The organism is Pseudarthrobacter oxydans, assembly GCF_034258515.1.
Taxonomy (GTDB): domain Bacteria; phylum Actinomycetota; class Actinomycetes; order Actinomycetales; family Micrococcaceae; genus Arthrobacter.
This window is the reverse complement of the sequence record NZ_CP139438.1, coordinates 4142086-4168302: the sequence shown is the minus strand read 5'-3', so window position 1 is coordinate 4168302 and position 26217 is coordinate 4142086. Positions and strand designations below refer to the sequence as shown.

24 protein-coding genes and 1 tRNA gene are annotated in these 26217 nt (G+C 66.4%); 11 read left to right on the top strand and 14 right to left on the bottom strand.

Annotation, left to right across the window (positions count from 1 at the left end; genetic code table 11):
• Window positions 1-109 precede the first annotated feature (109 nt).
• Window positions 110-1024 carry a LysR family transcriptional regulator gene (locus SMD14_RS19040; RefSeq protein ID WP_157240456.1) on the bottom strand — a complete coding sequence of 305 codons (915 nt, stop codon included), beginning with the start codon at window positions 1022-1024 and terminating at the stop codon, window positions 110-112.
• Window positions 1025-1180: 156 nt separating this feature from the next.
• On the opposite strand from SMD14_RS19040, the gene SMD14_RS19035 reads away from it, so the two are divergent.
• Together SMD14_RS19035 and SMD14_RS19030 are read left to right on the top strand one after the other, a co-directional pair.
• The gene (locus SMD14_RS19035; RefSeq protein WP_321214680.1) at window positions 1181-2644 is read left to right on the top strand and encodes an amino acid permease; all 1464 of its coding nucleotides are present in this window, start codon (window positions 1181-1183) and stop codon (window positions 2642-2644) included.
• Window positions 2645-2953: 309 nt separating this feature from the next.
• Window positions 2954-6460 (top strand): bifunctional proline dehydrogenase/L-glutamate gamma-semialdehyde dehydrogenase, encoded by a 3507-nt coding sequence (locus tag SMD14_RS19030; protein WP_321214679.1) that lies wholly within the window; start codon window positions 2954-2956, stop codon window positions 6458-6460.
• Window positions 6461-6559: 99 nt separating this feature from the next.
• Here SMD14_RS19030 and SMD14_RS19025 read toward each other — a convergent pair whose 3' ends face one another.
• Window positions 6560-6877 (bottom strand): hypothetical protein, encoded by a 318-nt coding sequence (locus SMD14_RS19025; RefSeq protein ID WP_321214678.1) that lies wholly within the window; start codon window positions 6875-6877, stop codon window positions 6560-6562.
• Window positions 6878-7035: 158 nt separating this feature from the next.
• On the bottom strand, window positions 7036-7890 hold the full coding sequence (locus SMD14_RS19020) for a LysR substrate-binding domain-containing protein (RefSeq protein WP_321214677.1): 855 nt from the start codon (window positions 7888-7890) through the stop codon (window positions 7036-7038).
• Between the two features lie 143 nt (window positions 7891-8033).
• On the opposite strand from SMD14_RS19020, the gene SMD14_RS19015 reads away from it, so the two are divergent.
• Window positions 8034-9443 (top strand): MFS transporter, encoded by a 1410-nt coding sequence (locus SMD14_RS19015; RefSeq protein ID WP_321214676.1) that lies wholly within the window; start codon window positions 8034-8036, stop codon window positions 9441-9443.
• 7 nt (window positions 9444-9450) lie between these two features.
• Here SMD14_RS19015 and SMD14_RS19010 read toward each other — a convergent pair whose 3' ends face one another.
• The 3 genes from SMD14_RS19010 to SMD14_RS19000 all read right to left on the bottom strand — a co-directional run bounded on the left by SMD14_RS19010 (window position 9451) and on the right by SMD14_RS19000 (window position 10913).
• Window positions 9451-10605, bottom strand: a complete 1155-nt coding sequence (locus tag SMD14_RS19010) for a N(5)-(carboxyethyl)ornithine synthase (protein ID WP_321214675.1) — start codon at window positions 10603-10605, stop codon at window positions 9451-9453.
• The gene (locus SMD14_RS19005) at window positions 10602-10742 is read right to left on the bottom strand and encodes a hypothetical protein (protein WP_197432449.1); all 141 of its coding nucleotides are present in this window, start codon (window positions 10740-10742) and stop codon (window positions 10602-10604) included. The genes SMD14_RS19010 and SMD14_RS19005 overlap by 4 nt, the downstream gene beginning before the upstream one ends.
• Window positions 10743-10839: 97 nt before the next feature.
• Window positions 10840-10913 (bottom strand) — tRNA-Gly (locus SMD14_RS19000).
• A 237-nt stretch (window positions 10914-11150) separates the two neighbouring features.
• Here SMD14_RS19000 and SMD14_RS18995 point away from each other — a divergent pair.
• Window positions 11151-11630, top strand: coding sequence for an SRPBCC family protein (locus SMD14_RS18995; RefSeq protein WP_321214674.1), 480 nt, complete (start codon window positions 11151-11153; stop codon window positions 11628-11630).
• Window positions 11631-11633: 3 nt separating this feature from the next.
• On the opposite strand, the gene SMD14_RS18990 is transcribed toward SMD14_RS18995, so the two are convergent.
• Window positions 11634-13334 (bottom strand): CAP domain-containing protein, encoded by a 1701-nt coding sequence (locus SMD14_RS18990; protein ID WP_321214673.1) that lies wholly within the window; start codon window positions 13332-13334, stop codon window positions 11634-11636.
• Between the two features lie 158 nt (window positions 13335-13492).
• Between SMD14_RS18990 and dcd the strand changes: the two genes are divergently transcribed.
• Window positions 13493-14068: a dCTP deaminase gene (gene dcd / locus SMD14_RS18985; RefSeq protein ID WP_321214672.1), complete on the top strand. Its 576-nt coding sequence runs from the start codon at window positions 13493-13495 to the stop codon at window positions 14066-14068.
• Between the two features lie 30 nt (window positions 14069-14098).
• Here the strand turns inward: dcd and SMD14_RS18980 are convergent, their stop codons facing one another.
• The 3 genes from SMD14_RS18980 to SMD14_RS18970 form a co-directional block, all read right to left on the bottom strand.
• Window positions 14099-15280 (bottom strand): cation:proton antiporter, encoded by a 1182-nt coding sequence (locus SMD14_RS18980; protein WP_321214671.1) that lies wholly within the window; start codon window positions 15278-15280, stop codon window positions 14099-14101.
• Between the two features lie 5 nt (window positions 15281-15285).
• The gene (locus tag SMD14_RS18975; protein ID WP_157240465.1) at window positions 15286-15768 is read right to left on the bottom strand and encodes a cation:proton antiporter regulatory subunit; all 483 of its coding nucleotides are present in this window, start codon (window positions 15766-15768) and stop codon (window positions 15286-15288) included.
• A 98-nt stretch (window positions 15769-15866) separates the two neighbouring features.
• Entirely contained in the window at window positions 15867-17270 is a 1404-nt protein-coding gene (locus SMD14_RS18970; RefSeq protein WP_321214670.1) for an MFS transporter, read from the bottom strand.
• 194 nt (window positions 17271-17464) lie between these two features.
• Here SMD14_RS18970 and SMD14_RS18965 point away from each other — a divergent pair, with 194 nt between their 5' ends.
• The 6 genes from SMD14_RS18965 to mnhG are packed head-to-tail and all read left to right on the top strand — an operon-like array spanning window position 17465 to window position 23863.
• On the top strand, window positions 17465-20536 hold the full coding sequence (locus SMD14_RS18965; protein ID WP_321214669.1) for a Na+/H+ antiporter subunit A: 3072 nt from the start codon (window positions 17465-17467) through the stop codon (window positions 20534-20536).
• A complete protein-coding gene (locus SMD14_RS18960; RefSeq protein ID WP_157240469.1) occupies window positions 20533-21054 on the top strand; it encodes a Na(+)/H(+) antiporter subunit C in 522 nt (173 codons plus the stop codon). Before SMD14_RS18965 ends, SMD14_RS18960 begins: the two co-directional genes overlap by 4 nt.
• On the top strand, window positions 21051-22655 hold the full coding sequence (locus SMD14_RS18955) for a Na+/H+ antiporter subunit D (RefSeq protein WP_321214668.1): 1605 nt from the start codon (window positions 21051-21053) through the stop codon (window positions 22653-22655). Before SMD14_RS18960 ends, SMD14_RS18955 begins: the two co-directional genes overlap by 4 nt.
• Window positions 22652-23197 carry a Na+/H+ antiporter subunit E gene (locus SMD14_RS18950; protein ID WP_157240470.1) on the top strand — a complete coding sequence of 182 codons (546 nt, stop codon included), beginning with the start codon at window positions 22652-22654 and terminating at the stop codon, window positions 23195-23197. The genes SMD14_RS18955 and SMD14_RS18950 overlap by 4 nt, the downstream gene beginning before the upstream one ends.
• A complete protein-coding gene (locus tag SMD14_RS18945; protein ID WP_157240472.1) occupies window positions 23194-23472 on the top strand; it encodes a monovalent cation/H+ antiporter complex subunit F in 279 nt (92 codons plus the stop codon). The genes SMD14_RS18950 and SMD14_RS18945 overlap by 4 nt, the downstream gene beginning before the upstream one ends.
• Window positions 23462-23863, top strand: coding sequence for a monovalent cation/H(+) antiporter subunit G (gene mnhG / locus SMD14_RS18940; RefSeq protein ID WP_321214667.1), 402 nt, complete (start codon window positions 23462-23464; stop codon window positions 23861-23863). Before SMD14_RS18945 ends, mnhG begins: the two co-directional genes overlap by 11 nt.
• Before the next feature lie 18 nt (window positions 23864-23881).
• Here mnhG and SMD14_RS18935 read toward each other — a convergent pair whose 3' ends face one another.
• The 4 genes from SMD14_RS18935 to SMD14_RS18920 all read right to left on the bottom strand — a co-directional run bounded on the left by SMD14_RS18935 (window position 23882) and on the right by SMD14_RS18920 (window position 26149).
• On the bottom strand, window positions 23882-24145 hold the full coding sequence (locus SMD14_RS18935; RefSeq protein ID WP_104999338.1) for a DUF4235 domain-containing protein: 264 nt from the start codon (window positions 24143-24145) through the stop codon (window positions 23882-23884).
• Window positions 24146-24223: 78 nt separating this feature from the next.
• Window positions 24224-24439, bottom strand: a complete 216-nt coding sequence (locus tag SMD14_RS18930) for a CDGSH iron-sulfur domain-containing protein (RefSeq protein WP_157240476.1) — start codon at window positions 24437-24439, stop codon at window positions 24224-24226.
• A gap of 56 nt (window positions 24440-24495) precedes the next feature.
• On the bottom strand, window positions 24496-25593 hold the full coding sequence (locus SMD14_RS18925) for an iron-containing redox enzyme family protein (protein ID WP_321214666.1): 1098 nt from the start codon (window positions 25591-25593) through the stop codon (window positions 24496-24498).
• The gene (locus SMD14_RS18920) at window positions 25580-26149 is read right to left on the bottom strand and encodes a DUF4383 domain-containing protein (protein ID WP_321214665.1); all 570 of its coding nucleotides are present in this window, start codon (window positions 26147-26149) and stop codon (window positions 25580-25582) included. Before SMD14_RS18920 ends, SMD14_RS18925 begins: the two co-directional genes overlap by 14 nt.
• Between the last annotated feature and the right edge of the window lie 68 nt (window positions 26150-26217).

The following is a 26217-nucleotide window of genomic DNA, read 5'->3' as shown; positions in this document are numbered from 1 at the left end:
CAGGGAACAGTGACGCCGGGGCGGCTCCTGCGCAGTGACGGAGCCCGTCGTTGCGCTGGCCGGTACCCCTGGACGGACACGCTGGAAGGCCACGCACGACGGCGGCCGGTCACCCGCCGTCGTGCTGTGCCACGGCCGCTGCGGTCGCCGCAAGGGTCTCCCGCGCGGCGAGGATCGCGGGCCGCTGGGCGCTGGAGCGGCGGACGGAGGTGAACACCGTGCGGTGCGGCTTACCTGGCAGGTCAAGGAGCCGGGCGGTGGTGCCGCGCCCAGTCCACACCAGGTCCGGCATCAGCGCCACGGCGTTCCCGGACTCGATGAGGCGGATCTGTGCCTGAAGGTCCGCGGTTTCAAAACGCACGTCGGGCTCGAACCCCGCGCTCCGGCAGGCCTGCTCGGCCCAGTGGCGGGATGCCGCCCCGCGTGGTTCCATGACCCAGGCGAGTTCCGCGGTGTCCTCGATCGAGGAGATGGCGGGACCGCCGTCGGACGCGGGGGGAACGGCGAGCCGGATGGCGTCGGTGGTGAGCTTGACGCGGTCCAGTTCGGGATAGCGCGGGGCGGCGTGTCCGGGGTACTGCTCGGCGATGACAAGGTCGAAGTCGCGTGCCCACGTCTCGTGCAGCGCCGTTTCCGGCTCACGCTGGATCATCTCGATGCGCACTTCGGGATACGTACTGGCCATGCGCGTCAGGGTCTCGGGCATGAGCGCCAGCGCGGCCGACTGGAACACTGCGATCCGCACTGTGCCGGTCACGGTGGTCAGGGACGCTGCAAGGTCCGCCTCGGCCTGTTCCATGGTCTGCAGCAGGCTTGCGGTGTGGGCCACCAGGACCTCCGCCTGCGGGGTGAGCTGCACCCGGCGTCCCGTCTTGCGCAGCAGCTCCACGCCCACTTCCTTTTCCAGGAGCGCCAGCTGCTGGGAGACTGACGACGGGCTGTACTGGAGTGCTTCGGCCACCTCCGCGAGCGTCCCCCGGATGCTCAATTCCCGGAGCAGGCGCAGCCGGCGTACGTCAAGCATGAGGAAATCCTTACCGAAACTAACGAATATAGGTTAGAAGTAGTCACTTTATCTAATGCAAGCCCCCTTGCATACTGTTGGGACCGAGTTACCCCCGTCACAAGCGATTTTTCGCGCGCCGTGGCGGGGTCGCACCCCCCCAAGCAGGAGTTCCTGATGAGCACACGAGACATGACCCAGTCGATCATGCGGCGCAAGCCGATTGACGACATTGAAGAAGAGAACAAACATAGTGGCCTCTTTAAGTCACTCGGGCTTTGGCAGCTGACGGCCATCGGCGTTGGCGGCATTATCGGCGTCGGCATCTTCTCCCTCGCGGGGCTGGTGGCCGCCGGTAGCGAAACCACACCCGGGGTGGGGCCCGCGGTGCTGATTTCGTTCCTGATTGCCGGCCTCGCGTCGGCAGCGGCAGCACTGTCCTACGCAGAGTTCGCGGGCATGATTCCGCGCGCCGGGTCCGCCTACACCTACGGGTACGTGGCCTTGGGCGAGATCATCGGCTGGTTCATCGGATGGGACCTGCTGCTGGAATACATCGCCATTGTGGCCGTGGTGGCCATCGGCATCTCCGGCTACTTTGATGCCTTCCTCTCCGGAATCGGCATCCACATGCCGGTCTGGATGACATCCACCCCGGATGAGGGCAAGGGCGGAATCGTCAACATCCCCGCCATCGTGGTCTGCCTGATCGTGACCTGGATCCTGTCGCGCGGAACCAAGGCGTTCGGCCGGTTCGAACTGGTGGCAGTGGCCATCAAGGTGGTCCTGATCCTCTTCATCATCGGCCTTGGTGTCTTCTACATCGACACCAACAACTACAACCCGTTCATGCCGTCCGGCTTCGGCCCGGTTCTTGCCGGTTCCGCCACCGTATTCTTCGCGGTCTTCGGCTACGACGCCATGAGTACCGCAGCGGAGGAAGCCACCGACGGCAAGAAGCACATGCCCAAGGCCATCATCCTGTCGCTCATCATCGCCATGCTGCTCTATGTGGCAGCCACCCTGGTCCTCACGGGCATGCAGAACTACAAGGACATCGACCCGAAGGCCGGGTTCGCGTCAGCCTTCACCGGTGTGGGGCTGCCGGTCATTGCCACCATCATTTCCGTCTTCGCGGTGCTGTCCATCCTCACCGTGATGCTGACGTTCCTGCTCGGCGTTACCCGCGTCTGGTTCTCCATGAGCCGCGACGGGCTGCTGCCCGGCTGGTTCTCCAAGACCGACCGGCACGGCACGCCGCAGCGCGTGACCTGGATCGCGGGCGTCGCCTCCGCGCTCCTGGCGGGCGTGTTCCCGATCAAGGCAGTCGCCGACCTGACCAACATCGGCATCCTGGCGGCGTTCGTCGTCGTCTGTTTCTCGGTCATCGTGTTCCGCTACAAGAAGCCCGATGCCCCGCGCGCGTTCCGCCTCCCGTTCATGCCGCTCGTCCCGGCCTTCGGCGTGCTGGCCTCCGCATTCCTGATGTTCCAGCTGCACTGGGAAACGTGGGCGCGGTTCGGCGTCTGGCTCGTCATCGGCCTTGCCATCTACTTCTTCTATGGCAAGAAGAACTCGCTGATGAATCCCGACAGCCCCCGGCATGAGGAGATTGTGGAGATGCACCGGCCCGTCGGCTGACGCTCTATCACTTAACGTCGCTTAAACACGGACGCTCTCTCACTTAACGTCGCTAAACCCCGGACGCTCTATCACCTTCCTGTGGAGGGTGATAGAGCGTTTCGGTTTTTCCCGCATTAAGTGAGAGAGGGTGGCAAGTACGGTTCGCCGCGTGAGGGACGGGCCGGTGGGGGAAGGGCAATCCTGCCGGGTTCAATGGTTCATTTTTTCTAACCGGTATTGCTTAGAAAAGATCGCTTTATCTTATGTGACTGGAAGCTCATACTGGTTGATAAGACCTCCTTGAACCCCAGAAAGATCGGGAAAACAATGACCCACATTGCAATGGAACCCGCAGCTGCCGCCGGAACTGCGCCCCGGACCGTCGACGTCGACGTGCCCCAGGCCAAGGCCCTGGCAGCCGACGCCGTGGCGCTGGTCCGCCACTGGCTGACCGAGGCCTCGAAGGTGCCCGTGGACGCTTCGGCCCAGCAGCTTGCCGGCGTCCTGAAGGACCCCAACGGCCTGGAATTCACCGTTGGCTTCGTGGACGGCGTGGTCCGCCCCGAGGACCTGAACGTTGCCGCCCGCAACCTCGCGGCACTGGCGCCCAAGGTCCCCGCGTTCCTGCCCTGGTACATGCGCAGCGCCGTAGCGCTGGGCGGAACCATGGCTCCGGTCATGCCGCAGGTGGTCATCCCCATTGCCCGCAAGGTCCTGCGCGAAATGGTGGGCCACCTGATCGTTGACGCCACCGACGCCAAGCTCGGGCCCGCGATTGCCAAGATCCGCAAGGACGGCATCAAGCTCAACGTCAACCTCCTCGGCGAGGCTGTCCTTGGCGAGCACGAGGCCTCCCGCCGGCTCGAAGGAACGCACGCCCTGCTGGCGCGCCCCGACGTCGACTACGTCTCCATCAAGGTCTCCTCCACCGTTGCCCCGCACTCCGCCTGGGCCTTCGACGAAGCCGTGGAGCACGTGGTGGAAAAGCTCACCCCGCTGTTCACCCGCGCAGCTTCGTTTCCCAAAGCCAAGTTCATCAACCTCGACATGGAGGAGTACAAGGACCTGGACATGACCATCGCGGTCTTCACCAGGATCCTGGACAAGCCCGAATTCAAGGACCTGGAAGCGGGCATTGTGCTCCAGGCCTACCTCCCGGATGCCCTGTCCGCGATGATCCGGCTGCAGGACTGGGCGGCTGAACGGCGTGCCAACGGCGGCGCCGCCATCAAGGTGCGTGTGGTCAAGGGCGCAAACCTGCCCATGGAGCAGGTGGAATCCTCCCTGCACGACTGGCCGCTGGCAACCTGGGGCAGCAAGCAGGACTCGGACACCAGCTACAAGCGCGTCATCAACTACTCCCTGCACCCCGAGCGGATCAAGAACATCCGGATCGGCGTGGCCGGCCACAACCTGTTCGACATCGCCTTCGCCTGGCTCCTTGCCAAGCAGCGCGGCATCGCGGATAGCGCACAGCAGAGTATCGAGTTCGAAATGCTCTTGGGCATGGCCCAGGGCCAGGCCGAAGCCGTCAAGAAGGACGTCGGCTCCCTGCTGCTCTACACGCCGGTGGTGCACCCGGCCGAGTTCGACGTCGCCATTGCCTACCTGATCCGCCGCCTCGAAGAGGGCGCCAGCCAGGACAACTTCATGTCCGCCGTGTTCGAGCTGGACAAGAATGAAGTCCTGTTCGAGCGCGAGAAGCAGCGCTTCCTCGCCTCCCTCGCCGAACTGGACAACCGTGTCCCGGCGCCCAACCGAAAGCAGAACCGGAGCCTGCCGCCCGTCCCCAGGCCGCACGACCACTTCGAGAACACCCCGGACACGGACCCGTCCCTGCCCGCCAACCGCGACTGGGGCCGGGCCATCCTGGACCGCGTCCCGTCCTCCACCCTGGGCAACGCCTCCGTGAAAGCCGCCTTCATCAATGACGAAGCAACCTTGAACGGCGCCATCCAGGCCGCCGTGGAGAAGGGCAAGGCCTGGGGTGCCCTGTCCGGCGCCGAGCGCGCCGAAATCCTGCACCGCGCCGGCGACGTCCTGGAGGCGCGCCGCGCCGACCTGCTTGAGGTCATGGCCAGCGAAACCGGCAAGACCATTGACCAGGGCGACCCCGAGGTCAGCGAAGCCGTGGACTTTGCCCACTACTACGCCGAGTCCGCACGCAAGCTGGACGCGGTCGACGGCGCCACGTTCGTCCCGGCGAAGCTCACCGTCGTAACCCCGCCATGGAACTTCCCGGTTGCCATCCCCGCCGGGTCCACCCTCGCGGCACTCGCCGCCGGCTCCGCCGTCGTGATCAAGCCTGCCAAGCAGGCCGCCCGCAGCGGCGCCGTCATGGTCGAAGCCCTCTGGGAGGCAGGCGTCCCGAAGGACGTCCTGACCATGGTGCAGCTGGGCGAGCGGGAACTGGGCAAGCAGCTCATCAGCCACCCGGCCGTGGACCGCGTGATCCTCACCGGCGGCTACGAGACCGCCGAACTGTTCCGGTCCTTCCGCCAGGACCTGCCGCTGCTGGCCGAGACGAGCGGCAAGAACGCCATCATCGTCACCCCCAGCGCGGACCTGGACCTGGCAGCCAAGGACGTGGCGTACTCCGCGTTCGGGCACGCCGGCCAGAAGTGCTCGGCCGCGTCGCTGGTGATCCTGGTGGGATCGGTCGCCAAGTCCAAGCGGTTCCACAACCAGCTCATCGACGCCGTGACCTCCCTCAAGGTGGGCTACCCCGAGGACCCCACCAGCCAGATGGGCCCGATCATCGAACCCGCCAAGGGCAAGCTCCTCAACGCCCTCACCACCCTGGGCGAGGGCGAGAACTGGGCCGTGGAACCGAAAAAGCTGGACAACACCGGCCGGCTCTGGAGCCCGGGTGTGCGCTACGGCGTCAAGCGCGGCTCCTACTTCCACCTGACCGAATTCTTCGGACCGGTCCTGGGCATAATGACCGCCGACACCCTTGAGGAAGCCATCGCCATCCAGAACCAGATCGAGTACGGCCTCACCGCAGGCCTGCACTCCCTGAACTCCGGGGAACTGGGCGTCTGGCTGGACAGCATCCAGGCCGGAAACCTGTACGTGAACCGAGGCATCACCGGCGCCATCGTGCAGCGCCAGCCGTTCGGCGGGTGGAAGAAGTCCGCCGTTGGCGCAGGCACCAAGGCTGGCGGGCCCAACTACCTGGCAGGGCTCGGCGATTGGGCGCCCGCCACGGCCTCGGCGAATGCCGCTGTCACCCACCCCGGCGTGCGGCGCATCCTCAACACTGCCGGCGCTGCCCTGCAGCCCGCCGAGCTCGAGTCCGTGCAGCGGGCCCTGGCGTCCGACGCCCAGGCGTGGACGGAGGAGTTCGGCACAGCGAAGGACGTCTCCGGCCTCAGCGCGGAGCGCAACATCTTCCGCTACCGCAGCCTGCCCGTGACGGTCCGCCTGTCCGAAGGCGCGCCGCTGGGCCACCTGGTACGGACTGTGGCAGCCGGTGTGCTGGCGGGTTCTGCGCTCACGGTGTCCTCCGCCGTCGAACTTCCCGTCCAGCTGCGCCCGGTGCTCACCGCGCTGGACATCGAAGTGATGGTGGAGTCCGACGCCGAATGGCTGGCTTCCGCGGGCCGGCTCGCCGCGGCGGGGAAGCTTTCCGGCGCACGGGTCCGCCTCATCGGCGGCGATGCGGCAGGCCTTGCCAAGGCCACGGGCGGCCGTCCCGACCTGGCAATCTATGCCCACCCGGTCACCGAAGCCGGCCGCGTGGAACTGCTGCCCTTCCTGCACGAGCAGGCCGTCAGCATCACCGCCCACCGGTTCGGAACGCCCAACCACCTCTCGGACGCCCTGATCTAGAGCCCTGATCGAGGAGTCTGCCGGCACAAGCATGCCGGCACGAAGAGGGCCGGACGCTCACCTTGCGGTGGCCGTCCGGCCCTCTTCGGCCTGCGGATACTAGCCCAGGTACCACCCGGGCGGCGTCCACGTGACTGGAACGCTGTGGGCCGAGAAATCCTCGCACCGGGTGCAGGTGTAGGCGACTTCGCCCAGGGTGCCTACCGAACCGTCACGGCGGTAGGTGGGCGGAATGTAAGACTCTAGGTAGACAAACTCGTCAGTGCGGCATCTGTCACAGGTAGGTTTGCCGACGTATCCGGAGTCGGTGGTGGCAATGCCTGCACCGAGTCTGGAATTGCGGGTTCCAAGCGGCCGCGCAGGGGTGTGCGCACGGGCATGGGCCGGGCTGTAGTGGGTGTTCTTGGCTGTCGTCATTGGCTGCCTGTCCCGAGCCGGAATCCTGGCATGCAGGAGCGGCGTCGTGTTGGATGACGGCCGGCTGCTTGACCCTGGAAAATTCAGCATAAGGGATGCGGCCTTCGGCAATCAATGGAAACACCGGCTTGGCTTCGCCTGCGGGACACCTTGGGGCGTTATGCTGGTCGGTTAATGGTCCGGCCCACAATTGACTGCGTCAGGGCGTCAATGACTTCGGCGTTGGCCAGCGGGTTGCGGATCAGGGTGAAGTCCACGTCGCCCACCGCGGGCAGGTCGAAGCGCCGGGTAATGATCTTCAGGTCCTCCGGGACGAGCGACGACGGCATGACGGCGACGCCGATCCCCGCCCGTACCGCCGCCAGCACACCGCTGATTTGCCGTGTCGTGCAGGTGATCCGCCAGGTCCTGCCATGGGACTCGAGGGCGTCGATGGCCAGTTTGCGGCTCAGGCTGGGGGACGGGTAGGCGATGAGCGGAACGGGGGCTGACGGGTCCAGCGTGGTCTGCTCCAGTCCCACCCAGGAAAAGGAATCGTGCTGCACCACCGTTCCGTCTTTGGCTCCGGCCACCCATTTCACGAACACAAGGTCCAGTTGCCCCGCGTTGAGCTTCCGGTACAGCTGGTCGCTTTGGCCCACCGTGAGTTCAAGGTTGATCTGCGGGTAGATCTGCCGGAACTCCCGCAGGATCCGCGGCAGGCCTGTAATGGCAAGGTCGTCAGCAGTACCGAACCGCAGCCGTCCGCGCATCGCGGAACCGGAAAAGTACCGTGAAGCGGAGTCGTGCGCAGCGAGTATGTTCCGGGCGAACCCCGCCATCGCGTCCCCGTTGTCCGTGAGCCGGACGTCCCGCGTGTCCCTGCTGACCAGGACCCGCTTGGCGGCCGCCTCCAGCTTGCGGACATGCTGGCTGACCGTGGGCTGGGCCAGTCCGAGCCGCTCGGCGGCCTTTGTGAAACTGAGTGTTTCCGCCACGGCCAGGAAAGAGCGCAGCTGGGCTGGTTCGAACACGATGGACTCCGGGGGCGTCGGGGTGGACGTTGCTGTATTGCAGTCTGCAATAGGAGTTATAGGGACGATACGTCTCCATAATCCGGTGCCTCCAGCCTAGCGTTAAGGACATCCCGGACCGCACGCACTGTGAGGACACACCTGTGGCACCCCCACCGCCTTCATCGGCAACCGTCACCCAGCCCGTCATCGACACCGCACACTCCGCCCCGCCAGATAGCCAAAGCCGGCGCAACCAAACCCAGCCCAACCAAACCCAGCCCATCGCCGTCGTCAGCGAACGCCTGCCATGGAAGCACACGTTCATCTCCCTCAGGGTTCCCAACTTCCGCATCTTCGCGATCGGCCACTTCATCGCCGTCGTCGCCATCTGGATGCAGCGGATCGCCCAGGACTGGCTGGTGCTGGAACTCTCCGGCTCCGTGACCGCGGTTGGCATCACCGTGGCGCTGCAGTTCCTGCCGTCCCTGCTCCTCGGGCCTTGGGGAGGGATGATTGCGGACCGGTTCGCCAAGCGGAAGATCCTGATCCTGTGCCAGGGCATGGCCGCGGTCCTGGCCGCCGCTCTGGCAGCCCTTGCACTCAGCGGCGCCATTGAGGTGTGGCACGTCTACCTGATCGCACTGGTGCTTGGCCTGGTGACCGTCCTCGACCAGCCGGCACGCCAGGTCTTCGTCAACGAACTGGTGGGGCCCAACTACCTGCGCAACGCCATCAGCGTCAACTCCACCACCTTCCAGCTGGGCGGCCTGATTGGCCCCGCCCTGGCCGGATGGCTGCTGACTGCCGTGGGGGCGGGCTGGGCCTTCGCCGGCAACGCCTTCGCCTGCTGCACTACGGTGGCCATGCTGCTCATCCTGCGCAAGGACCAGCTGTTCGTCAGTGCACCCACCCCGAAGAGCAAGGGCATGCTGCGCGAGGGGCTGCGGTACGCGTTGGGCAAGCCCACCATCTACTGGCCGTGGCTGATGGCCGGCTTTATTGCAGTCTTCGCCATGGGGCTGCCGGTGGTGCTCGCTGCCTACGCGGACCACGTCTTCAACGTGGGTGCCGGCGGCTACGGCCTCCTGAACGCCCTGGTGGCGCTCGGCGCGCTGGCCGGGGCTGTGGCTTCCACCCGGCGCCGCCACCTCCGGCTGCGGTCCGTGGTGTTCTGCGCGGGAATGTACGGCGCCATGCTCTGCCTGGCCGCCCTGGCCCCGTCCATGCCGGTGTTCGGCGCAGTGATGGTGCTGTCCGGGTTCTGGTGCCTCATGTTCCTGACCGGGTCCAACCAGCTGGTCCAGGTCAGCTCCAACATGGGCATCAGGGGCAGGGTGATGAGCCTGTACATCATGGTGCTGATCGGCGGCCAGGCCATTGGTGGCCCCATGCTCGGCTGGGTCGCTGAACATGCCGATCCGCATGTGGCCCTGCTGGTGTCCGGCGGGGTGCCGGCCCTCGCGGCCGTGACCGTCGCCCTGATCCTGGCGCGCAAGGGTTCGCTGCTGCTGCGGGTGGACCTCAAGGACCGTCGGCAGCCCGTGAGGATTGTCCGGCGGGCGGCGGCGTAGCCTGCGGCTAAAGCGCCCGGTGCGGGTAAGCCTCTTCCCGTTTCTGGAATTCGAGCACGTCCTTGTTGCGGACCACGCCGTCGCGGATCTCGATGGCGCGGGAAATTGTTTCGTTGCCGTCCCATGCCTCGGGGCCGCTGACCACAGTTTCCAGGAACGGCAGCAGGGCCTGGCTGATTTCCCAGCTGGCGGAGTTCCAGAGGTAGGACGGGCTGTGGTCTACGGCGTAGTAGTTGATATGGTCGCCCACCGTGAACATGGGGTCCGCGAAGGTGGTGGACCGTGCCCAGCTGAAGCCCATTCCCTCGTCGCATGACACGTCCACGATGAGGCTGCCCGGGTTGAACGCGGCGAGGTCCTCCGTGCGCAGATAGGTCAGCGGGTTGTTGGGATCCTGCAGGGTGCAGTTGACCACGATGTCGCTCTCGGCCAGGAACGGCGCCAGCGGCACCCTGCCCCGTTCGGTGATGACCTGGCTGAGGAAGGGTGCTTCGGCGTCGTGATCGAACTGGACGATGTTGACCGAGTGGATGGGGGCGCCGACGGCGGCCACCCCGCGGTTGGTGAGCACCTGGACGTCGTGGATGCCATGGGCGTTCAAGGCCGTAACGGCGCCGCGTGCCGTAGCGCCGAAACCGATGACTGTGGCGCTGAGCCGGCGTCCGTAGTCGCCGGTTGAGCCGGTCAGTGCCAGTGCGTGGAGCACTGAGCAGTACCCTGCGAGCTCGTTGTTCTTGTGGAAGACGTGCAGCCCGAAGCCGCCATCGCTGGCCCAGTGGTTCATGGCCTCGAAAGCGATCAGCGTGAGCTTCTTGTCAATGGCCAGCTGCGTAATGGCGCGGTCCTGGACACAGTGCGGCCAGCCCCAGAGGACCTGGCCGTCCCGCAGGTCGGACAAATCCTCCGCTTGCGGCTTCGGCAGGAGGACGACGTCGGCCTCCGCCATGAGGGCCTCCCTGCCGGCCATCCTGCCCACCAGGGTGGAGAGGTGCGCGTCCGAAACGCCGAAGCGTTTCCCGTAGCCGTGCTCAAGGATGATGTGCTGGCGGATCTCCGGCGCAATGCGCTCAAAGTGCAGGGGGTGGATGGGGAGGCGGCGTTCGTCCGGTTTCCTTGTGGACGCCAGCACGCCAAGGGTGAGTTGGCTCTGTTGGCCGGTCACTTCTTTTTGGCGGCCTTGCTCGAGGTGATATCCAGGGAACTCGCCGGCGCTGCGGCGGCCCGCTTATCTGCGCGCTTTTCCTTGATGGACTTGCCGGATTTCTTGGATGCTGCTTGACGGGGGGACTTGTCAGCCATGATCGCTCCTGTAGTGGAACCGAATAGGTTCCTGACTACTGACGATACAGGGCGGTACCTAATGGCCCGGCGGGTGCTGGCGGCCCCGCTGAAAACATGGAGCGGCTGACGGGAATCGAACCCGCGTATCAAGCTTGGGAAGCTAGCGCTCTACCATTGAGCTACAGCCGCAATGCCCCGCCGAGGAGGGGCAGAACATAGCTTAGCGCAGATGTGTGCCTGCCCTGCCCATTCGAGGCGCCGGGCGCCGTGTCCCGGCCGGCCCGCGCGTCATCCAGTAACTCTTGAATAACGTCCCCGGCCGTGGCTAGGTGGGCACGCGGAGCGCTGGCTAACCTGAACCGGGTAGCTGCGGTGCCGGGGGGCGCAGCTGCTGCGGCCAGCCGACGTCCACACAGAAAGATCCCCATGGCATTTGCTGAGCATGAGGTCCTGATCAGTCGTGACGCCATGGCCGTATACCTGTACCTGCTGGATGCCACCAATCTTCCGCTCTGGTGCGACTCGGTCCGCAGCGTCACGCTGCTGCAGGGCGCTTCCGCCGCCAAGGGCGCGGTCTACCGGAAGATGGTGGCCGGGCGGTCCGGACTGAGCATTCCAGCGGAACTGGAAATTACCACGGCCCGGCCCGGCGCGGAGATCGAGTTCCAGGTCATCTCCGGACCTGCGCACCGTTCGGGCGGGTACTACCTCAGTACGGAATCCGGGGGAACGCGTGTCCGGTTTGCCCTGGAAGCCCGGGCGAAGGAGGCCATCGGGTTCCTGAACCGGCCCGGTTTCCTGAACAAGCTCGGCTTTACCAGCAGGATGTTCCAACGGAACCTCCGTTCCGAAGTGGCCCAGCTGGAACGCCTCAAGGACGTGCTGGAGCTCCAGCCGGCCATCTAGTGCCTACTGCGCCAGCCGCTGCCCGGTCCAAGGTCCTGGAATGTTCGACGGCGCCGCCAGGCTTCCCGAGGTCAGGTCCCAGTACTGGACAACATCGGTTGCCCGCCGCAGCGCCAACCCCGTGGAGTTCAGTCCGGTGACGTCCCTCAGAGCCCTGATGCCTGTTACGTCTCCCCAGCCGGTGGCGACCGTAGGTCTTGTTTCGGCGCGCAGCGCGGGGGTGCCCCAGCCGCGGTGGAGCTGAACCGATCCGTCGGCCCGCAGCGCGAGGACATCCTGGAACCCGTCGGCGTCGTAGTCCACCATGGACAGCTTCCGGGCAGCGCCGACAGAGCCTACGAACGCACGCTCTGAAAGGTCGCCCAGGCCCTTGTTCGGGTACAGGAAGAGACTCCCGGCTCCGTCCAGCGCAAGCAGCTGCGGCATCCGGTTGTTGGCGCACCAGCCACCCACGGCAAGGGTGAGGGGCTCCCATCCCCCTCTCCCGAGGATGGCAGCGGCCTGGAACCCGCCTGTGGCGATGCCCCGGTGCAGGGTCAGGGTGCCGTCGGTCCACTGGGTCAGGAGATCGTAGGCACCATCCCGGTCCCAGTCGGTAACGAACACCTCCTTGGCGCCCGTGAAGCCTGAACCGATGACCCTGGCGGCGGCATAGGTGCGCGCGCCGGTGGCAGCGCGGGCAAGGAGCTGTCCGGCGGAATCCACGGTCACGAGGTCACCCGGCCCCTTGACCGCTGCGGCTGAGAGGTCCAGCGTGGGCGGCATATGTTTGACGGGTGCGTCGCACACGCTGGCTGCCGCCGGTGGGAAGGCATTGCCGGACCCGGCACCGCCGGGAGCATCGAGGGTGCCGGCTGGAAGAGTGGTATAGCCGAAGAAGTTCACCACTCCCCAGATCTGGTACGTGCGGTCCGTGTACGAGATGCCGGCGCCCATGACGTTGAAGCGCGGATCGAGCAGCATGGCGTTATGGCCGGCGGAGCTCTTCCACCATTCCACGAGCAGCGCGGCATCGCGGTCAGTTCGGATAGCGATGACCTCGCCGGCGCCGTTGGTCGGACTGAGGGCACGCGGATCGGTCCAGAAACTGGCGCGGTGCTCAATCACCTCGCGGGACGCGATGCTGTCCGACCACTCCTGCGCCAGCCCGGCCACCGTTGGGTGGTATTTCACCGGATTAAGGCCCTTGGACGCCCGGTACTCATTGATTTTGGTGAAGACTGTGAGAATCGCTGCGGCATTGCTGTCCGGAACCAGGGCCTCCGTCGAAGGCAGTGCGGTGGCCGACTCGGGAGCCGCCAAGCGGGAGGGCGCCGGTGAGGCCAGTTCTTCATCCGGGGCCCAGAGCGGCGGAATCCAGGGGACCTCGGGGGCCGGTTCCGCAGTGGCCGTACTCGGCGCCGGTGCCGCCTGCACGCCAGGTGACGGCGCAGCGGGTGCAGGCTCCGGTGCCACTGCGACGGCAGCGCCCGCGGGCGACGCCGGACGGATGCCAGGTTCCACGGCGGGGGTGAGCCCCGACGCGGCCGAGCCCTCACCCGCGGAGGCGCCGCCGTCGTCGTTCACGGTGGCCATGGCCAGGACGACGCTGGACGGACCCGCCGCTCCCGTTGCCACCCCAGGCGACAGCGGCAGGGGAGGCGTGCCGGCCGACGAGGAGACCAGCACCAAAGCGCAGAGCGCGCCAATGAAGGCGGGCGCCACCAATTTATTCACAACAACCCCAGCTCTGTTGGGCCATCCGGGAGACCATCCGGCGCCTGAATCACTGAGGCAACATTAGCCCCAGCAGACGCCAGCAACAACGAAAGAATGCGGTTGTGGATAACAGGTACTGATAGGCCATGCGGTAATTTGGGACGGTGCTGATCTCTGACCGCGACATTCGTGCCGAAATAGACTCCCAGCGGATCGTGCTTGAGCCGTACGAACCGGCGATGGTCCAGCCGTCCTCCGTGGACGTGAGGATCGACAAATTCTTCCGCCTGTTCGATAACCACAAGTACGCACACATCGACCCGGCGGAGGAACAGCCGGAGCTCACCCGCCTGGTGGAGGTGGAACAGAACGAGCCGTTCATCCTGCATCCGGGCGAGTTCGTGCTGGGTTCCACCTATGAAACGGTCACGCTGCCGGACGACATCGCCGCCCGGCTGGAGGGCAAGTCCTCCCTGGGCCGGCTGGGGCTGCTGACGCACTCCACCGCGGGCTTCATCGACCCCGGTTTTTCGGGCCACGTCACCCTGGAGCTTTCCAACATGGCCACGCTTCCCATCAAGCTGTGGCCCGGCATGAAGATCGGCCAGCTGTGCTTCTTCCGGCTGTCCTCCGCGGCGGAGCACCCGTACGGCTCGGGCGAGTACGGCAACCGCTACCAGGGCCAGCGCGGCCCCACGGCGAGCCGCAGCCACCTGAACTTCCACCGCACGTCGATCTAGGCGCGCGCGGTTGGCATCAGGACCGCGTTCCTAGGCTTTGGCGGCCACGCTCCGGGGCCGCAGCAATGGCCTCACCAGCGGCTCAACATAGCGGGCAGCCAGCGGACCGATGACGGCCATGAGCAGGACGTACGCAGTGGCAAGGGCTGCCAGTTCATCCGAAACCGCTCCTGACGCCACTGCCAGGCCGGCGATGACGATGGAGAACTCGCCGCGCGCAACGAGCGTGGCGCCGGCGCGAAACCGTCCGGGCCTGGCGATCCCTGCGCGCTTGGCCGCCCAGATCCCGGTGGCCATCTTGGTGGCCGCTGTGATGACAGCCAGCACCAGTGCCCAGCCGAGCACCGGCGGGATGGATGAAGGATCGGTGTTGAGCCCGAAAGCCACGAAGAAGATGGCGGCGAAGAGGTCCCGGAGCGGTTCCAGGATGCGGGTGGCGTTGTGGGCCGTTGCCCCTGAGATGGCGATGCCTAGCATGAAGGCACCCACCGCCGCGGAAACCTGCATGGCGGAGGCCAGGCCGGCCACCAGCAGGGCGGCGCCCAGCACGTTCAGGAGGAACACTTCCGAGTTCTCGCTGTGGACGGCCTTGGACACGTGATGCCCGTGGCGCAGGGCCACCATCAGCACCACGCTCACAACGGCGAGGGCAATGCCCACGGTGGTGAGGCCGCCGAGGAAGCTGACCCCGGCAAGGATGGTGGTGAGGACCGGAAGATAGATGGCCATGGCCAGGTCCTCGAACACCAGGATGGACAGGACCACCGGCGTTTCCCGGTTGCCCAGCCGGCCCAGGTCCGTGATGACCTTGGCCGCGATCCCCGATGAGGAGATGTAGGTGACCCCGCCCATCACCATGGCGCCGACACCGCCCCAGCCCAGCAGGTAGGCAAGGGCCGCGCCGGGCAGGAAGTTCAGGACCAGGTCCAGGACGCCGGCCTGCCAGGACCGCCGCAGGCCAGTAAACAGCTCCGCTGCCGTATATTCCAGTCCGAGCATAAGAAGCAGCAGGATCACGCCGATTTCCCCGGAGAGATGCGCGAACTCCTGCATCCCCTCCAGCTTGACGATGCCGCCGGCGCCGAAGGCCAGCCCGCCCAGGAGGTAGAGCGGGATGGGTGACATTCCGATCCGTCCGGCCAGCCTGGCCAGGAGGCCGAGGCAGAACACAACGGCCCCCAGTTCAACGAGGGTCAGGGCCAGCGGATCCACGGCGTTTATCCGTGACGCAGGATATCGGCTGCCGCGTCGAGGCCTTCCTGGGTGCCCACCGCCACCAGCAGGTCGCCTGTGTGAAGGACGACGTCGGGTCCCGGCGAGGGGAGCACCTCGCCTTCGCGCATGATGGCCACGATGGAGACGCCGCACCTGGTGCGGATGCAGGCCTTGCCCATGGGCTGGTTCTGGAACGGGGAGTCCGGGGCGATGGAGAACTGGCGGGTCACAATTCCCGGAACGTCCTTGTGCTCTTCCGTCAGTTTCATGGCCAGGTGCTGCCCGCCGAGGAGATTGCCCAGGGTTGCGGCCTCCTCGCTGGTAAGGGGTATGGATGCCTGGCAGGTATCGGGATCATCCCAGGTGGAAACAATCAGTTCCGTCTGGCCCTCACGCAGCTCCACCACGCCGATCCGGCGGCCGGAGGCCGTCATGAAATCCTTGCGCCGGCCCAGGCCGGGAAGGTTCGTTTCGTCCACGTTCATGCCTCCAGCCTAGTCTGCCAAGGCCCTGTTGGCGTGGGGACAGCCCCGGGTCCGGGAGGTAGCGCAGGACCAGCCGGCGTCCCCTGAATCCGCCGCGCCTAGGCGGCCGGAACCACCGCGATGGGGGCCTTGTCCGGAGACTTCACCGGCAGCAGGACCAGCAGCCCGGTCAGGAGCACCACCATGATGCCCAGGATGCCCCAGCGCTGCGCCTCGCCCGGGGCCACAAAGGGAGTGGCCAGGGCGATGCTCAGGGTGAAGAGCGCCGGCGCCAGGAAGCTGACGGCGCGGCCGGTGGTGGCGTAGAGGCCAAAGAGCTCGCCGGATTCCCCATGCGGGGCAAGCCGGGCAAGGTAGGCCCGTGATGAGGACTGGGCGGGCCCCACGAACAGGCAAAGGAAGAGCCCGAACACCCAGAAGGTGGTGCTGCCGGCCCAGGCCATGCCCAGGAACACGTAGTCGCCGTTGCCGAGCACCAGGATCACGGTGCCGGCAACCAGGAGGCCCGCCAGCGATCCGATGATCACCCGCTTCGGGCCGATCCGGTCGTCCAGGAACCCGCCGATGACCGCGCCCACAGCCGCCACCACATTCCCGAAGATGGCGAAGAAAATCACCTGGGACAGCTCAAAGCCGAAGGTGCCCGCGGCGATGATCCCGCCGAAGGTGAAGACGGCGGCCAGCCCGTCGCGGAACACGGCGCTGGCCAGCAGGAAGTAGATGGTGTGCGGGCTGGTGGCGTAGATCGCCTTGATCCGCCGGACCAGCAGCCCATAGCTGGCCAGGAAGCCGAGCCGCCGTGCCTGGGCAGCGCGGGGGAGTTCGGGAACGGCGAAGAGCACGGGAAGGGCGAAGATGAAGAACCAGAGCGCCGAAAAGACGGCCACCAGGCGGATGTTCAGGCTGTCCTGCGTGGACGCCCCGAACCAGTCAAAGCGGGGCTGGACGAACAGCTGGAGCACGATCAGCAGGGCCACGATGCCGCCAAGGTAGCCCGCGCCCCAGCCGAGGCCGCTGACCTTGCCGATGTTCCGCGGCGTGGAGATCTGCGCGAGCATGGCGTTGTAGTTGACGCCGGCGAACTCGAAGAACACGTTGCCCAGCGCAATGAGGGTCACACCCAACAGCAGGAATTCCGGCTGCGGGAACACGAAGAAACACAGCGCCGTGAGGATGGCGACGGCGGCCGTGTTGACCCCCAGCCACAGCTTGCGCCGGCCGCCGGCGTCAGAGCGCTGGCCGGTGACCGGTGCCAGCAGGGCAATGGCCAGGCCTGCGACTGCCAATGCGCCTCCCAGGACCGCGGAGGCCCGGTCTTCGCCGCCGAAGGCGTTGGAGGTGAGGTAGACGGTGAAGACGAACGTGGTCATCACCGCGTTGAAGGCCGCTGATCCCCAGTCCCAGGACGCCCACGCCAGGATGCGGCCCTTGCTGGTGGCCTGGGTCCCGGATTCAAGTTCCGAGGACGACTGCGTTGCCCCGGGAGCGCTGGCGCTGTTCATAGGATGCATCGTATCCGCCTGCGGCGAACAGGACGCGGAGCGAACCCCGGGACGCCGGTGTCGGCGGGCGGCCCGCCGGCAAAGACGGGGAAAGCGGCACCGCGGCCTTGATAAACTGAACCTTCCCGGACCCAACGAATGAACCGCCTGCTCCAACTTTTGACAATCGAATCCCTGACGTTGCGGAGATACCAGTGATCACAGTCCTTGCCGTGCACTTTTCGGTGGCTGTCCTCGCGCCACTCCTGTTCAGGGCCTGGGGCCGCAACGCGTTCTACGCACTGGCCGCCGCTCCCGCGGCCTCCTTCGGTTGGCTGCTGCTGCAGCACGGTCCTATCTATTCCGGAACAGGATCCGTCAGCGAAGCAGTCCCCTGGATCCCCGGACTCAAGCTTGAGCTTGCCTTCCGGATGGACGCACTGGCCTGGGTCATGTCGCTGCTGGTGCTGGGTGTGGGTTCCCTTGTCCTGGTCTATTGCGCCCGGTATTTCAAGAAGAAGGACCAGGACCTTGGCGCTTTCGGTGCGCAGCTCCTGGCCTTTGCCGGCGCCATGTTCGGGCTGGTGGTTGCCGATGACCTGCTGCTGCTGTTCATCTTCTGGGAACTCACCACCATCCTGTCCTACCTCCTGATCGGATTCGCGCGGACCAGGCTGGCCGCACGGCGGTCCGCCCTGCAGGCGCTGATCGTCACCACGGCCGGCGGGCTTGCCATGCTGGTGGGCCTCATCATGCTGGGCCACGCGGCCGGAACCTACCGCATCTCCGGCATCTTGGACCAGGCGCCCGCCCTCGCCGGCGGAGACTCCGGCTCGCTGGTGACCGCCGCCGTCGTGCTCATCCTGGTGGGCGCCATCACCAAATCCGCGCTGGTCCCCTTCCACTTCTGGCTTCCCGGCGCCATGGCGGCGCCAACCCCTGTCAGCGCCTACCTGCACGCCGCGGCGATGGTCAAAGCCGGCGTCTACCTGGTGGCCCGGCTGGCTCCCGGCTTTTCCGAGACGGCCTACTGGCAGCCCGTGGTGCTGGGACTTGGCCTGGCCACCATGCTGGTGGGCGGCTACCGGGCGCTGCGGCAGAGCGACATCAAGCTCATCCTTGCCCACGGCACCGTCAGCCAGCTGGGTTTCCTCACCGTGGTGGTGGGCCTTGGCACGCCGGATGCCGCCCTGGCGGGCCTGGCGATGCTCCTTGCGCACGGCCTGTTCAAGGCCACCCTGTTCCTTGTGGTGGGCATCATCGACCACCAGTCGGGGACACGCGATGTCCGGAAGCTGTCCGGGGTGTTCCGGAGTTCCCGCGCGCTCGGGGTAGTCGCCGCCATTGGAGCCGCGTCCATGGCGGGGCTCCCGCTGCTGGCCGGCTTCGTGGCCAAGGAGTCGGTGCTCGAGGCTTTTGTCCACCATGCCAGCGACCCGGCTGCCGGGCCGTGGGGCATGGTGGTCCTTGCCGGCCTGGTCCTGGGCTCCATCCTCACTTTCGCCTACAGTGCGCGCTTCATGTGGGGGGCTTTCGCCGTCAAGCCAGGGGTGGAGCCCACGCCCTTCAAGGCCATCAGGCCGTCGTTCCTGGCCGCACCGGCCATCCTCAGCCTCCTGACCGTCGCCTATGGACTGTGGCCGGCCCCCGTAGATGCGTGGATCCAGCCGTACGCGGCCCTCTTTGCGTCCACCGCGGCCGACGCCGGATCAGCCGCCGGGCAGGCCGGCCACCTGGCGCTGTGGCACGGCTTCACTCCTGCGCTGGGCCTGACGGCCCTCACGTTCGGACTCGGCCTGGCGATGTACTTTGGCCGCAACGCGGTCTCGCGGGCGCAGGCCCTGGTACCGCCGTGGGTGGACGGGGACAAGGCCTACCAGAACACCATCGGTGCGCTGGATGACGTGGCGGTGTGGATCACCGGCCGCACGCAGCGCGGTTCGCTGTACTACTACCTGGCCGTCATTCTCAGCGTCGCGTTCGTGCTGCCCTTGTCCGCCATCCTGCTGGCCGGCAAGCCGTTGCCGGACGGAATCTACCTTGTGGACCCCGGTTCCCCGCTCCAGCTGGTGGTGGGCGCAGGCATCGTGATCGGCGCCCTGGCCGCAGTGAAAGCCAACAAACGGTTCCTGGCGGTCCTGATGGTTTCCGTGACCGGGTACGGCATTGCCCTGATGTTCGCGCTGCAGGGCGCCCCGGACCTGGCCCTGACGCAGATGCTCGTGGAAACCATCATCCTGGTGGCCTTCGTCCTGGCGATGCGCAGCCTGCCGGCCGAGCTCCGGGACCGCACCGGCGGCAAGTACAGGGTGGTGCGCGTAATCATCGGCCTGGGCTTTGGCGCCACCATGGTGTTCGCCGCGATCTACGCCATGGGCGCACGGATCGCCACCCCCGTCTCCCTGGAGTTCCCGCGCCTGGCCTACGAGGGCGGCGGCGGACTCAATATCGTCAACGTCACCCTCGTGGATATCCGTGCCTGGGACACGTTCGGTGAAATCACGGTCCTTGCGCTGGCGGCCACCGGCGTGGCGAGCCTCATCTTCGTCCGCGGCCGCGGCGACCGGATCCTGAAGTCCGCCACGGTTGCCGAGGGCACGGTGGGCCGCCACCGCGGCGTCGACCCCGGCACCCGGGACGCGGCAGCCCTGGCCGTCAGCCGGAAGTTCGCCGCGTCCGCGCGGGACGCGTGGATCGTTGCCGGCCGGACCCTGGCGCCGGAGCGCCGGTCCATCATCTTCGAGGTGGTCACCCGGCTGATCTTCCACTCCATGGTCATCTTCTCGCTCTACCTCCTGCTGGCCGGCCACAACCTGCCCGGCGGCGGATTCGCAGGCGGCCTCACGGCGGGCCTCGCCCTGACCATCCGGTACCTGGCCGGGGGACGGTTCGAGCTCCGCGAAGCCACACCGGTGAGTGCCGGCGCCCTGCTGGGGATCGGGCTCGCCGTGGCTGCGGCTTCGGGCGTGGTGCCGCTGCTGCTGGGCGGCCAAGTCTTCCAGACGGCCATCATCGAACTGTGGCTGCCGGTGTTCGGCGACATCAAGTTCGTCACCTCCACCATCTTTGACATCGGCGTCTACATCGTGGTGGTGGGCCTGGTCCTGGACGTCCTGCGCAGCCTCGGGGCCGAGATCGACGAACACTTTGAAGAGCGCTCCGCGGCTGCAGGCGGAACGCCGGCCGAAGGACAGGACTCCACCTTGGAGGCGCCGGCACCAGCTCCCGACTGGGAGCACGAGCCCGAAGGCATGGCTCCCGAAACCACCGCAAGGGGCCAAGCATGAGTGTGAACCTGACCCTCCTGATCATCATGGGAGCCCTGTACGCCTGCGGCATCTACCTGATCCTGGAACGCAGCCTGACGCGTGTCCTGCTGGGGCTGATGCTCCTGGCCAATGCAACCAACCTCCTGATCCTGGCGACGGGAGGGTACGCGGGGCTCGCGCCGCTGTACTCAAAGGACATTGCGGCCGGGGACTACAGCGATCCACTTCCGCAGGCGCTGATCCTCACGTCCATCGTCATTTCCTTTGCCGTCACCGCCTTTATGCTCGGCATCATCTACCGCACCTGGGTCCTGGCCCGCCGGGATGAGATCCAGGCCGACATCGAGGACCTCCGGGTTGCGGAAACACCAAGCTTCGACGCCGAGGACGACGCCGAGGTCCCCGCAGAGACATCCGAGTTCCCGATGGCCACGGTCCTGGCCGGCGGCCGCGAAATACCCGCGGAGCAGGCAGCAGCGGAAGAAAAGCCAGGCTCGGAAAACATCACCCCCGGCCCGGAAGAAGGCGGAAAGTGAACCTCGCAAGCCTCGCGCCGCTCGCCGTCGTACTGCCCATCGTGGGCGCCGCCCTGACCTTCCTGCTGATCCGCCACTCACGGGCCCAGCGGGTGGTCAGCATCCTCCTGCTGTCCCTCACGCTCCTGCTCGAATGCCTCCTGCTGGCCTCCGTGTGGGACGGCGGCACGGCGGCGGTAAGCATCGGCGGCTGGCTGCCGCCGTGGGGCATCGTGATGGTGGTGGACCAGTTCTCGTCCCTGATGCTGGTGGTCTCCTCGGCGGTGAGCCTGGCCGTGCTGGTCTACGCCACCGGGCAGGGCATGGCCGACGGCGACCAGGACGCGCCCGTCTCGATCTTCCACCCCACGTACCTGATCCTGGTGGCCGGGGTGTCCAATGCGTTCCTTTCCGGCGACCTCTTCAACCTTTACGTCGGTTTCGAGATCCTGCTGACGGCAAGCTACGTGCTGATGACGCTGGGCGGCACGGGGCCCCGCATCCGGGCGGGCGTCACCTATGTGGTGGTGTCCGTGGTGTCGTCGGTGCTGTTCCTGATCTCGATCGCCATGGTCTACGGGGCCACCGGAACGGTCAACATGGCCGATCTTGCCATGAAGCTCGGTGAGCTGGACCAGGGCACCAGGACCCTCCTGCACGTGATGCTGCTGGTGGCGTTCGGCATCAAGGCGGCCGTGTTCCCGCTGTCGTTCTGGCTGCCCGACTCCTACCCCACCGCCCCGGCGCCGGTCACGGCCGTGTTCGCCGGCCTGCTCACCAAGGTTGGCGTCTATGCCATGGTGCGGACCGAGACGCTCCTCTTTCCCGGGGATTCCCTGAATACGCCCCTCATGGTGGCCGCCCTGCTGACCATGGTGGTGGGGATCCTGGGTGCCCTGGCGCAGAGCGACATCAAACGTCTGCTTTCCTTCACCCTGGTGAGCCACATCGGGTACATGGTGTTTGGCTTGGCGATGTCCTCCGCGGCAGGGCTGGGAGCCGCAGTCTTCTATGTGGCGCACCACATCACCATCCAGACCAGCCTCTTCCTGGTGACGGGGCTGATCGAACGCCGCGGCGGGAGCTCCTCGGTGGACCGGCTGGGCGGCCTCGCCAAGCTGTCCCCGCTGCTGGCACTGCTGTTCTTCATTCCCGCAATGAACCTGGCCGGAATTCCGCCGTTCTCCGGCTTCCTGGGGAAGGTGGGGCTCATGCAGGCCGGGATTGAACTGGGGACGCCGCTCGCGTACGTGCTGGTGATCGGCGGGGTGCTTACCAGCCTGCTGACCCTGCTTGCCGTGGCCAGGGTGTGGAACCGTGCGTTCTGGCGCCGGCCCTCGGACGCCGAGCACCCGGATCCGGTGCTGCTTGCCCCGGCCGCCGGGCGGGCCGACGGTCCTGGCGCCAAACGGAACACCGTCACCCTGCTTCCGCGCACCATGGTGGGCTCGACAGTGGGGCTGGTGGTCCTCGGCCTTGCCCTGACGGTTTTCGCGGGGCCGCTGTTCACGGTCTCGGACCAGGCTGCGCGCGACATGCTGGACCGGACCTCCTACATCCACGCTGTCCTGGGCGAAAACATCGACGTTCCGATGGTTGCCACGCCGGGAGGGGGAAAATGAGCCGCCGCCGTATTTCCCTCCGCCAGGAGCTGCCGCTCCTGGTCTGGCTGGTCATTGTGTGGGGTGCCCTGTGGCAGGACTTCAGCCCCGGCAACCTCCTGTTCGGGGCGTTGCTGGCCGTGGCGGTTGCGCGTCTGTTCTACCTTCCGCCGGTGGAACTCAGCGGCCGGTTCAACATCCTGTACGCCGTTCCCTTCGCGCTCGTCTTCCTGGCCAAGGTGGCGGCTGCCAGCGCGCAGCTCCTGTACCTCGCCATCGCCAAGGGGCCGAAGGTGACCAACGCCGTCGTCGCCGTCCCGCTCCGCAGCCGCCAGGACCTGATGGTCACGGCCACGGGGCACGTGATTTCCCTGATTCCGGGCTCGCTGGTGGTGGAGGTGGACCGCTCCACGTCCACCCTCTACCTGCATGCGCTCAACATCAGTTCCCCGCAGGAAGTCGAAAACCTGAAAAACGAGGTGCGGTCCATCGAGGCGGGGCTGATCAGGATCATGGGCACCAAGGAAGAACTCGAAACCGTGCGAATGGAGGCCGGCGCATGATGCAGACCGTCCTGGCTATTACTGCCGTAATTTTCTCGGTGGCCGCCGCCGGTGCCATCATCAGGATCTCCCGGGGGCCTTCACTGCTGGACCGGGTGCTGGCCACGGACGTCCTGTTGGCCATCCTGGGCGGTGCCCTGTGCGTGGACATGGCCGTCAACAGGCACCTGAACAACCTGATGCTGGTGGTGGCCATTTCCATCATCGGCTTTATCGGGTCCGTGACGGTGGCAAGGTTCGTGGCGGACCGGAGGGAGCAGCCCAATGAGTCCTGATTCCACTGGCCTGGACGCCTGGGTGGATGTGCTGTCCGCCGTGTTCATGATCGTCGGGGCCATCATGTCCCTCGGCGCGGCCATCGGCTTGCTGCGGTTCCCCGACCTGCTCAGCCGCATGCATGCCGCCACCAAGCCGCAGGTGCTGGGGCTGTTCCTGCTCCTGGCGTCCATCGGCCTGCAGCTGCGCACCTGGTGGGTGTGGCCTGTGCTGTTGGTGGCGTGGATTTTCCAGCTGCTCACCGTGCCCGTTTCGGCACACATGGTGGGCCGGGCCGGCTACCGCACCAAGCACCTGCACCGCGAGCTCCTCACCTCCGATGAGCTCGAGGCCGTGGTGCAGAAAGCCGCCGCCAAAGCCGCCCGTGAGGACGGTTCCGGCGACGGCTGAACACCGTTCGGCGTGCTGCTAGACGATGTCCTGGCTCTTGGCGAACCGGGTGATGGCGCGCTGGGTGCCACGGTTGGCCAAGACCTGGATGATGGTGCTCACCGAGGCAGAGATCAGGGCGAACGTCAGCGCCGAGTGAAGGCTCGTGGGGACGTCCTCGTGCTTGCCGGTGGGGGGCTTCCGGCCGGTGGTCTTTTCCCAGATGGCGTTGACGAGCTTCGTGCCGACAAAGCCTGCGCCGAGGCTCACGCCAGTGCCGAGCAGCTTGATGAAGAGGTTCATTCCTAGTACTCCTTGCGGGCGGAAAACGGGCTGTCCCTAGCCTAACCGGCGATGGCGGCCGGCCGGTGCAGGCCTTGCTCAGGTTGCCGGAGGTTCCGTCCGGAACTTGATCATCTTGTGCGTCCCATCGCAATAGGGCTTGATGGCTGACGCCCCGCAGCGGCACAGTGCCACGGTTTTCCGTTCACGGGGCAACGGTTCGCCGGAGGGCGTGACGATCTCGAAGTCGCCGCGCACGATCAGCGGACCGTCGGGGCACACCACGATGGAGCTATCGGCGGGTTCCTGGTTCATTCTTGCTCCTGCTTAGGTAGCCGGGGTGACGGACGACGGCGGGGGACTGGCGCCGCTCATGCTGCCGCCGGGACTGCCGCCCTGAGTGACGTCCCGCCGTTCTCCCAGGACTGCAGGAGATGGGCAGACAGCCTGCCGTCCACCGCCATGGCTGCCGTGGCACCAAACAATACGTCTCCAAGAAGTCCTGGTTCGGCCTCGACGAGGCCGCCGGCCAGGTCGCGGCCGGCGATCTGCTCGTGGACGGCGTCTGCTTCCACGTGTTCATCGAAATAGTGGGTGACGGCGGCATCGAATCCATGCCGGCGGAAACCGCTCCCGTATAAGCGGTTGGGCTGGGAGGAGGTCATCTCATAGATGGCAAGGTGCCCGGTGATGGCACCCCGCAGCCGGCGGTTCAGCCCGAACAGGGACATCAGGTTCACTGCGGCGAGGGAGACGGCCGGGACGGAATCGACGTAGGCGCCGTATTCGTCCGCCATTCCCAGGCCTCGCAGGGTGCGGGCGAAAAGTGCGCTGTGCATCCGTTCGGGACGTCCGCCGCCGTACTCATCCGCCTGGATTTCCACCAGCGCGGCCTTGGGGCGCCCGGCCAGCCGGGGAATGGCAAAGGTATGGGGATCCGCCTCCTTCAGCTGGTAGATGGACTTATGGATCAGGAATTCCTTGAGCTGGTCCAGGCTGGCCTTCTTTGCCACGTACCGTGAGAGGCTGGGGCCGGTGTCGCGGGCTGCGAGGCTGAACAGGACATCGGCCACGGCATCGCTGGTGGGACGCGAGGCCGCGGGAAGCTCCAGTTCGCCGGCTGCTTCCCGGGCGGCCAGCCTGAGCGCTGACTCGAACGGTTTTTCCAGCAGGTGGCGGACCTGGATCAGTCCCGGCGCCCATTCCCACTCATCGCTGACGCCTTCGAGTCCGCTGTAGTGGAGCTCGTAGAGGCAGAAGAGCGTCAGCTGGAGATCGTCGTCGCCAATGATGTCCGGGGTGGCAGCCAACTGGCCGGTGACCGCCCGGTGCAGCGCCGCGGTTCCGTCATCCAGGGTTCGGTCATCGGCGGTGCGGCCGCAGGGGCGGGTGCCAAGGGTGCCGGGCGCCTCCGTGAGAAGGGCGAACAAGGCGGTGCTGGCGGGACCGCGCGCTTCAGGGATTTTCATAGTGCTCCTTCAGGTGCGGCGTTGGTGCCGGTTCCGTGACGTCGTCGCTGAGGCTTCCTGACCGGTTGCTGTTGTCGCCGCTGTTGCTGCTGTCGCTGCCGGCAACGCCTGCGGGAACGGCGGGGCCTCGGGCGGCCAGGACGATGGCCAGCGCAATCATGGCCAGGCCGAGGGCCAGGTGCAGCCAGTCGTCTGCGTTGTTCGCAGGGAGGAAGTTGGCAGGCGTGGTGTCGCCCGCAAGGAAGCCGTACAACCACAGGAGCAGGTAGGTTACGCCCCCGTAGATGAGGAAGTTCCTGGCCTGGGGATGCGTCCGCGCCATCAGGACCCCTGCAATCCCGAAGAGCAGGTGGACCGCGTTAAGGAGAATGGACACTTGGAAGACGCTCAATAGCAGCGCCCCTGAACCAGGTCCGGCAAAGCCCAACGAGCCATAGTTGGAGGTAACGCCCGGGATGAAACCCAGGATGCCGAAAAGGACGAAGACTATTCCCGTTCCGAGGGAGGCCTTTTGCAGGCGTGTTCGTGGGCCCGCCAGGCGGGTGCTTGCTGCCATGTCCTGTTCTCCTCAAAACCCGGGAGACAACATAGTAAGCATGATTACTAATAAATGCTAAGCAGCCT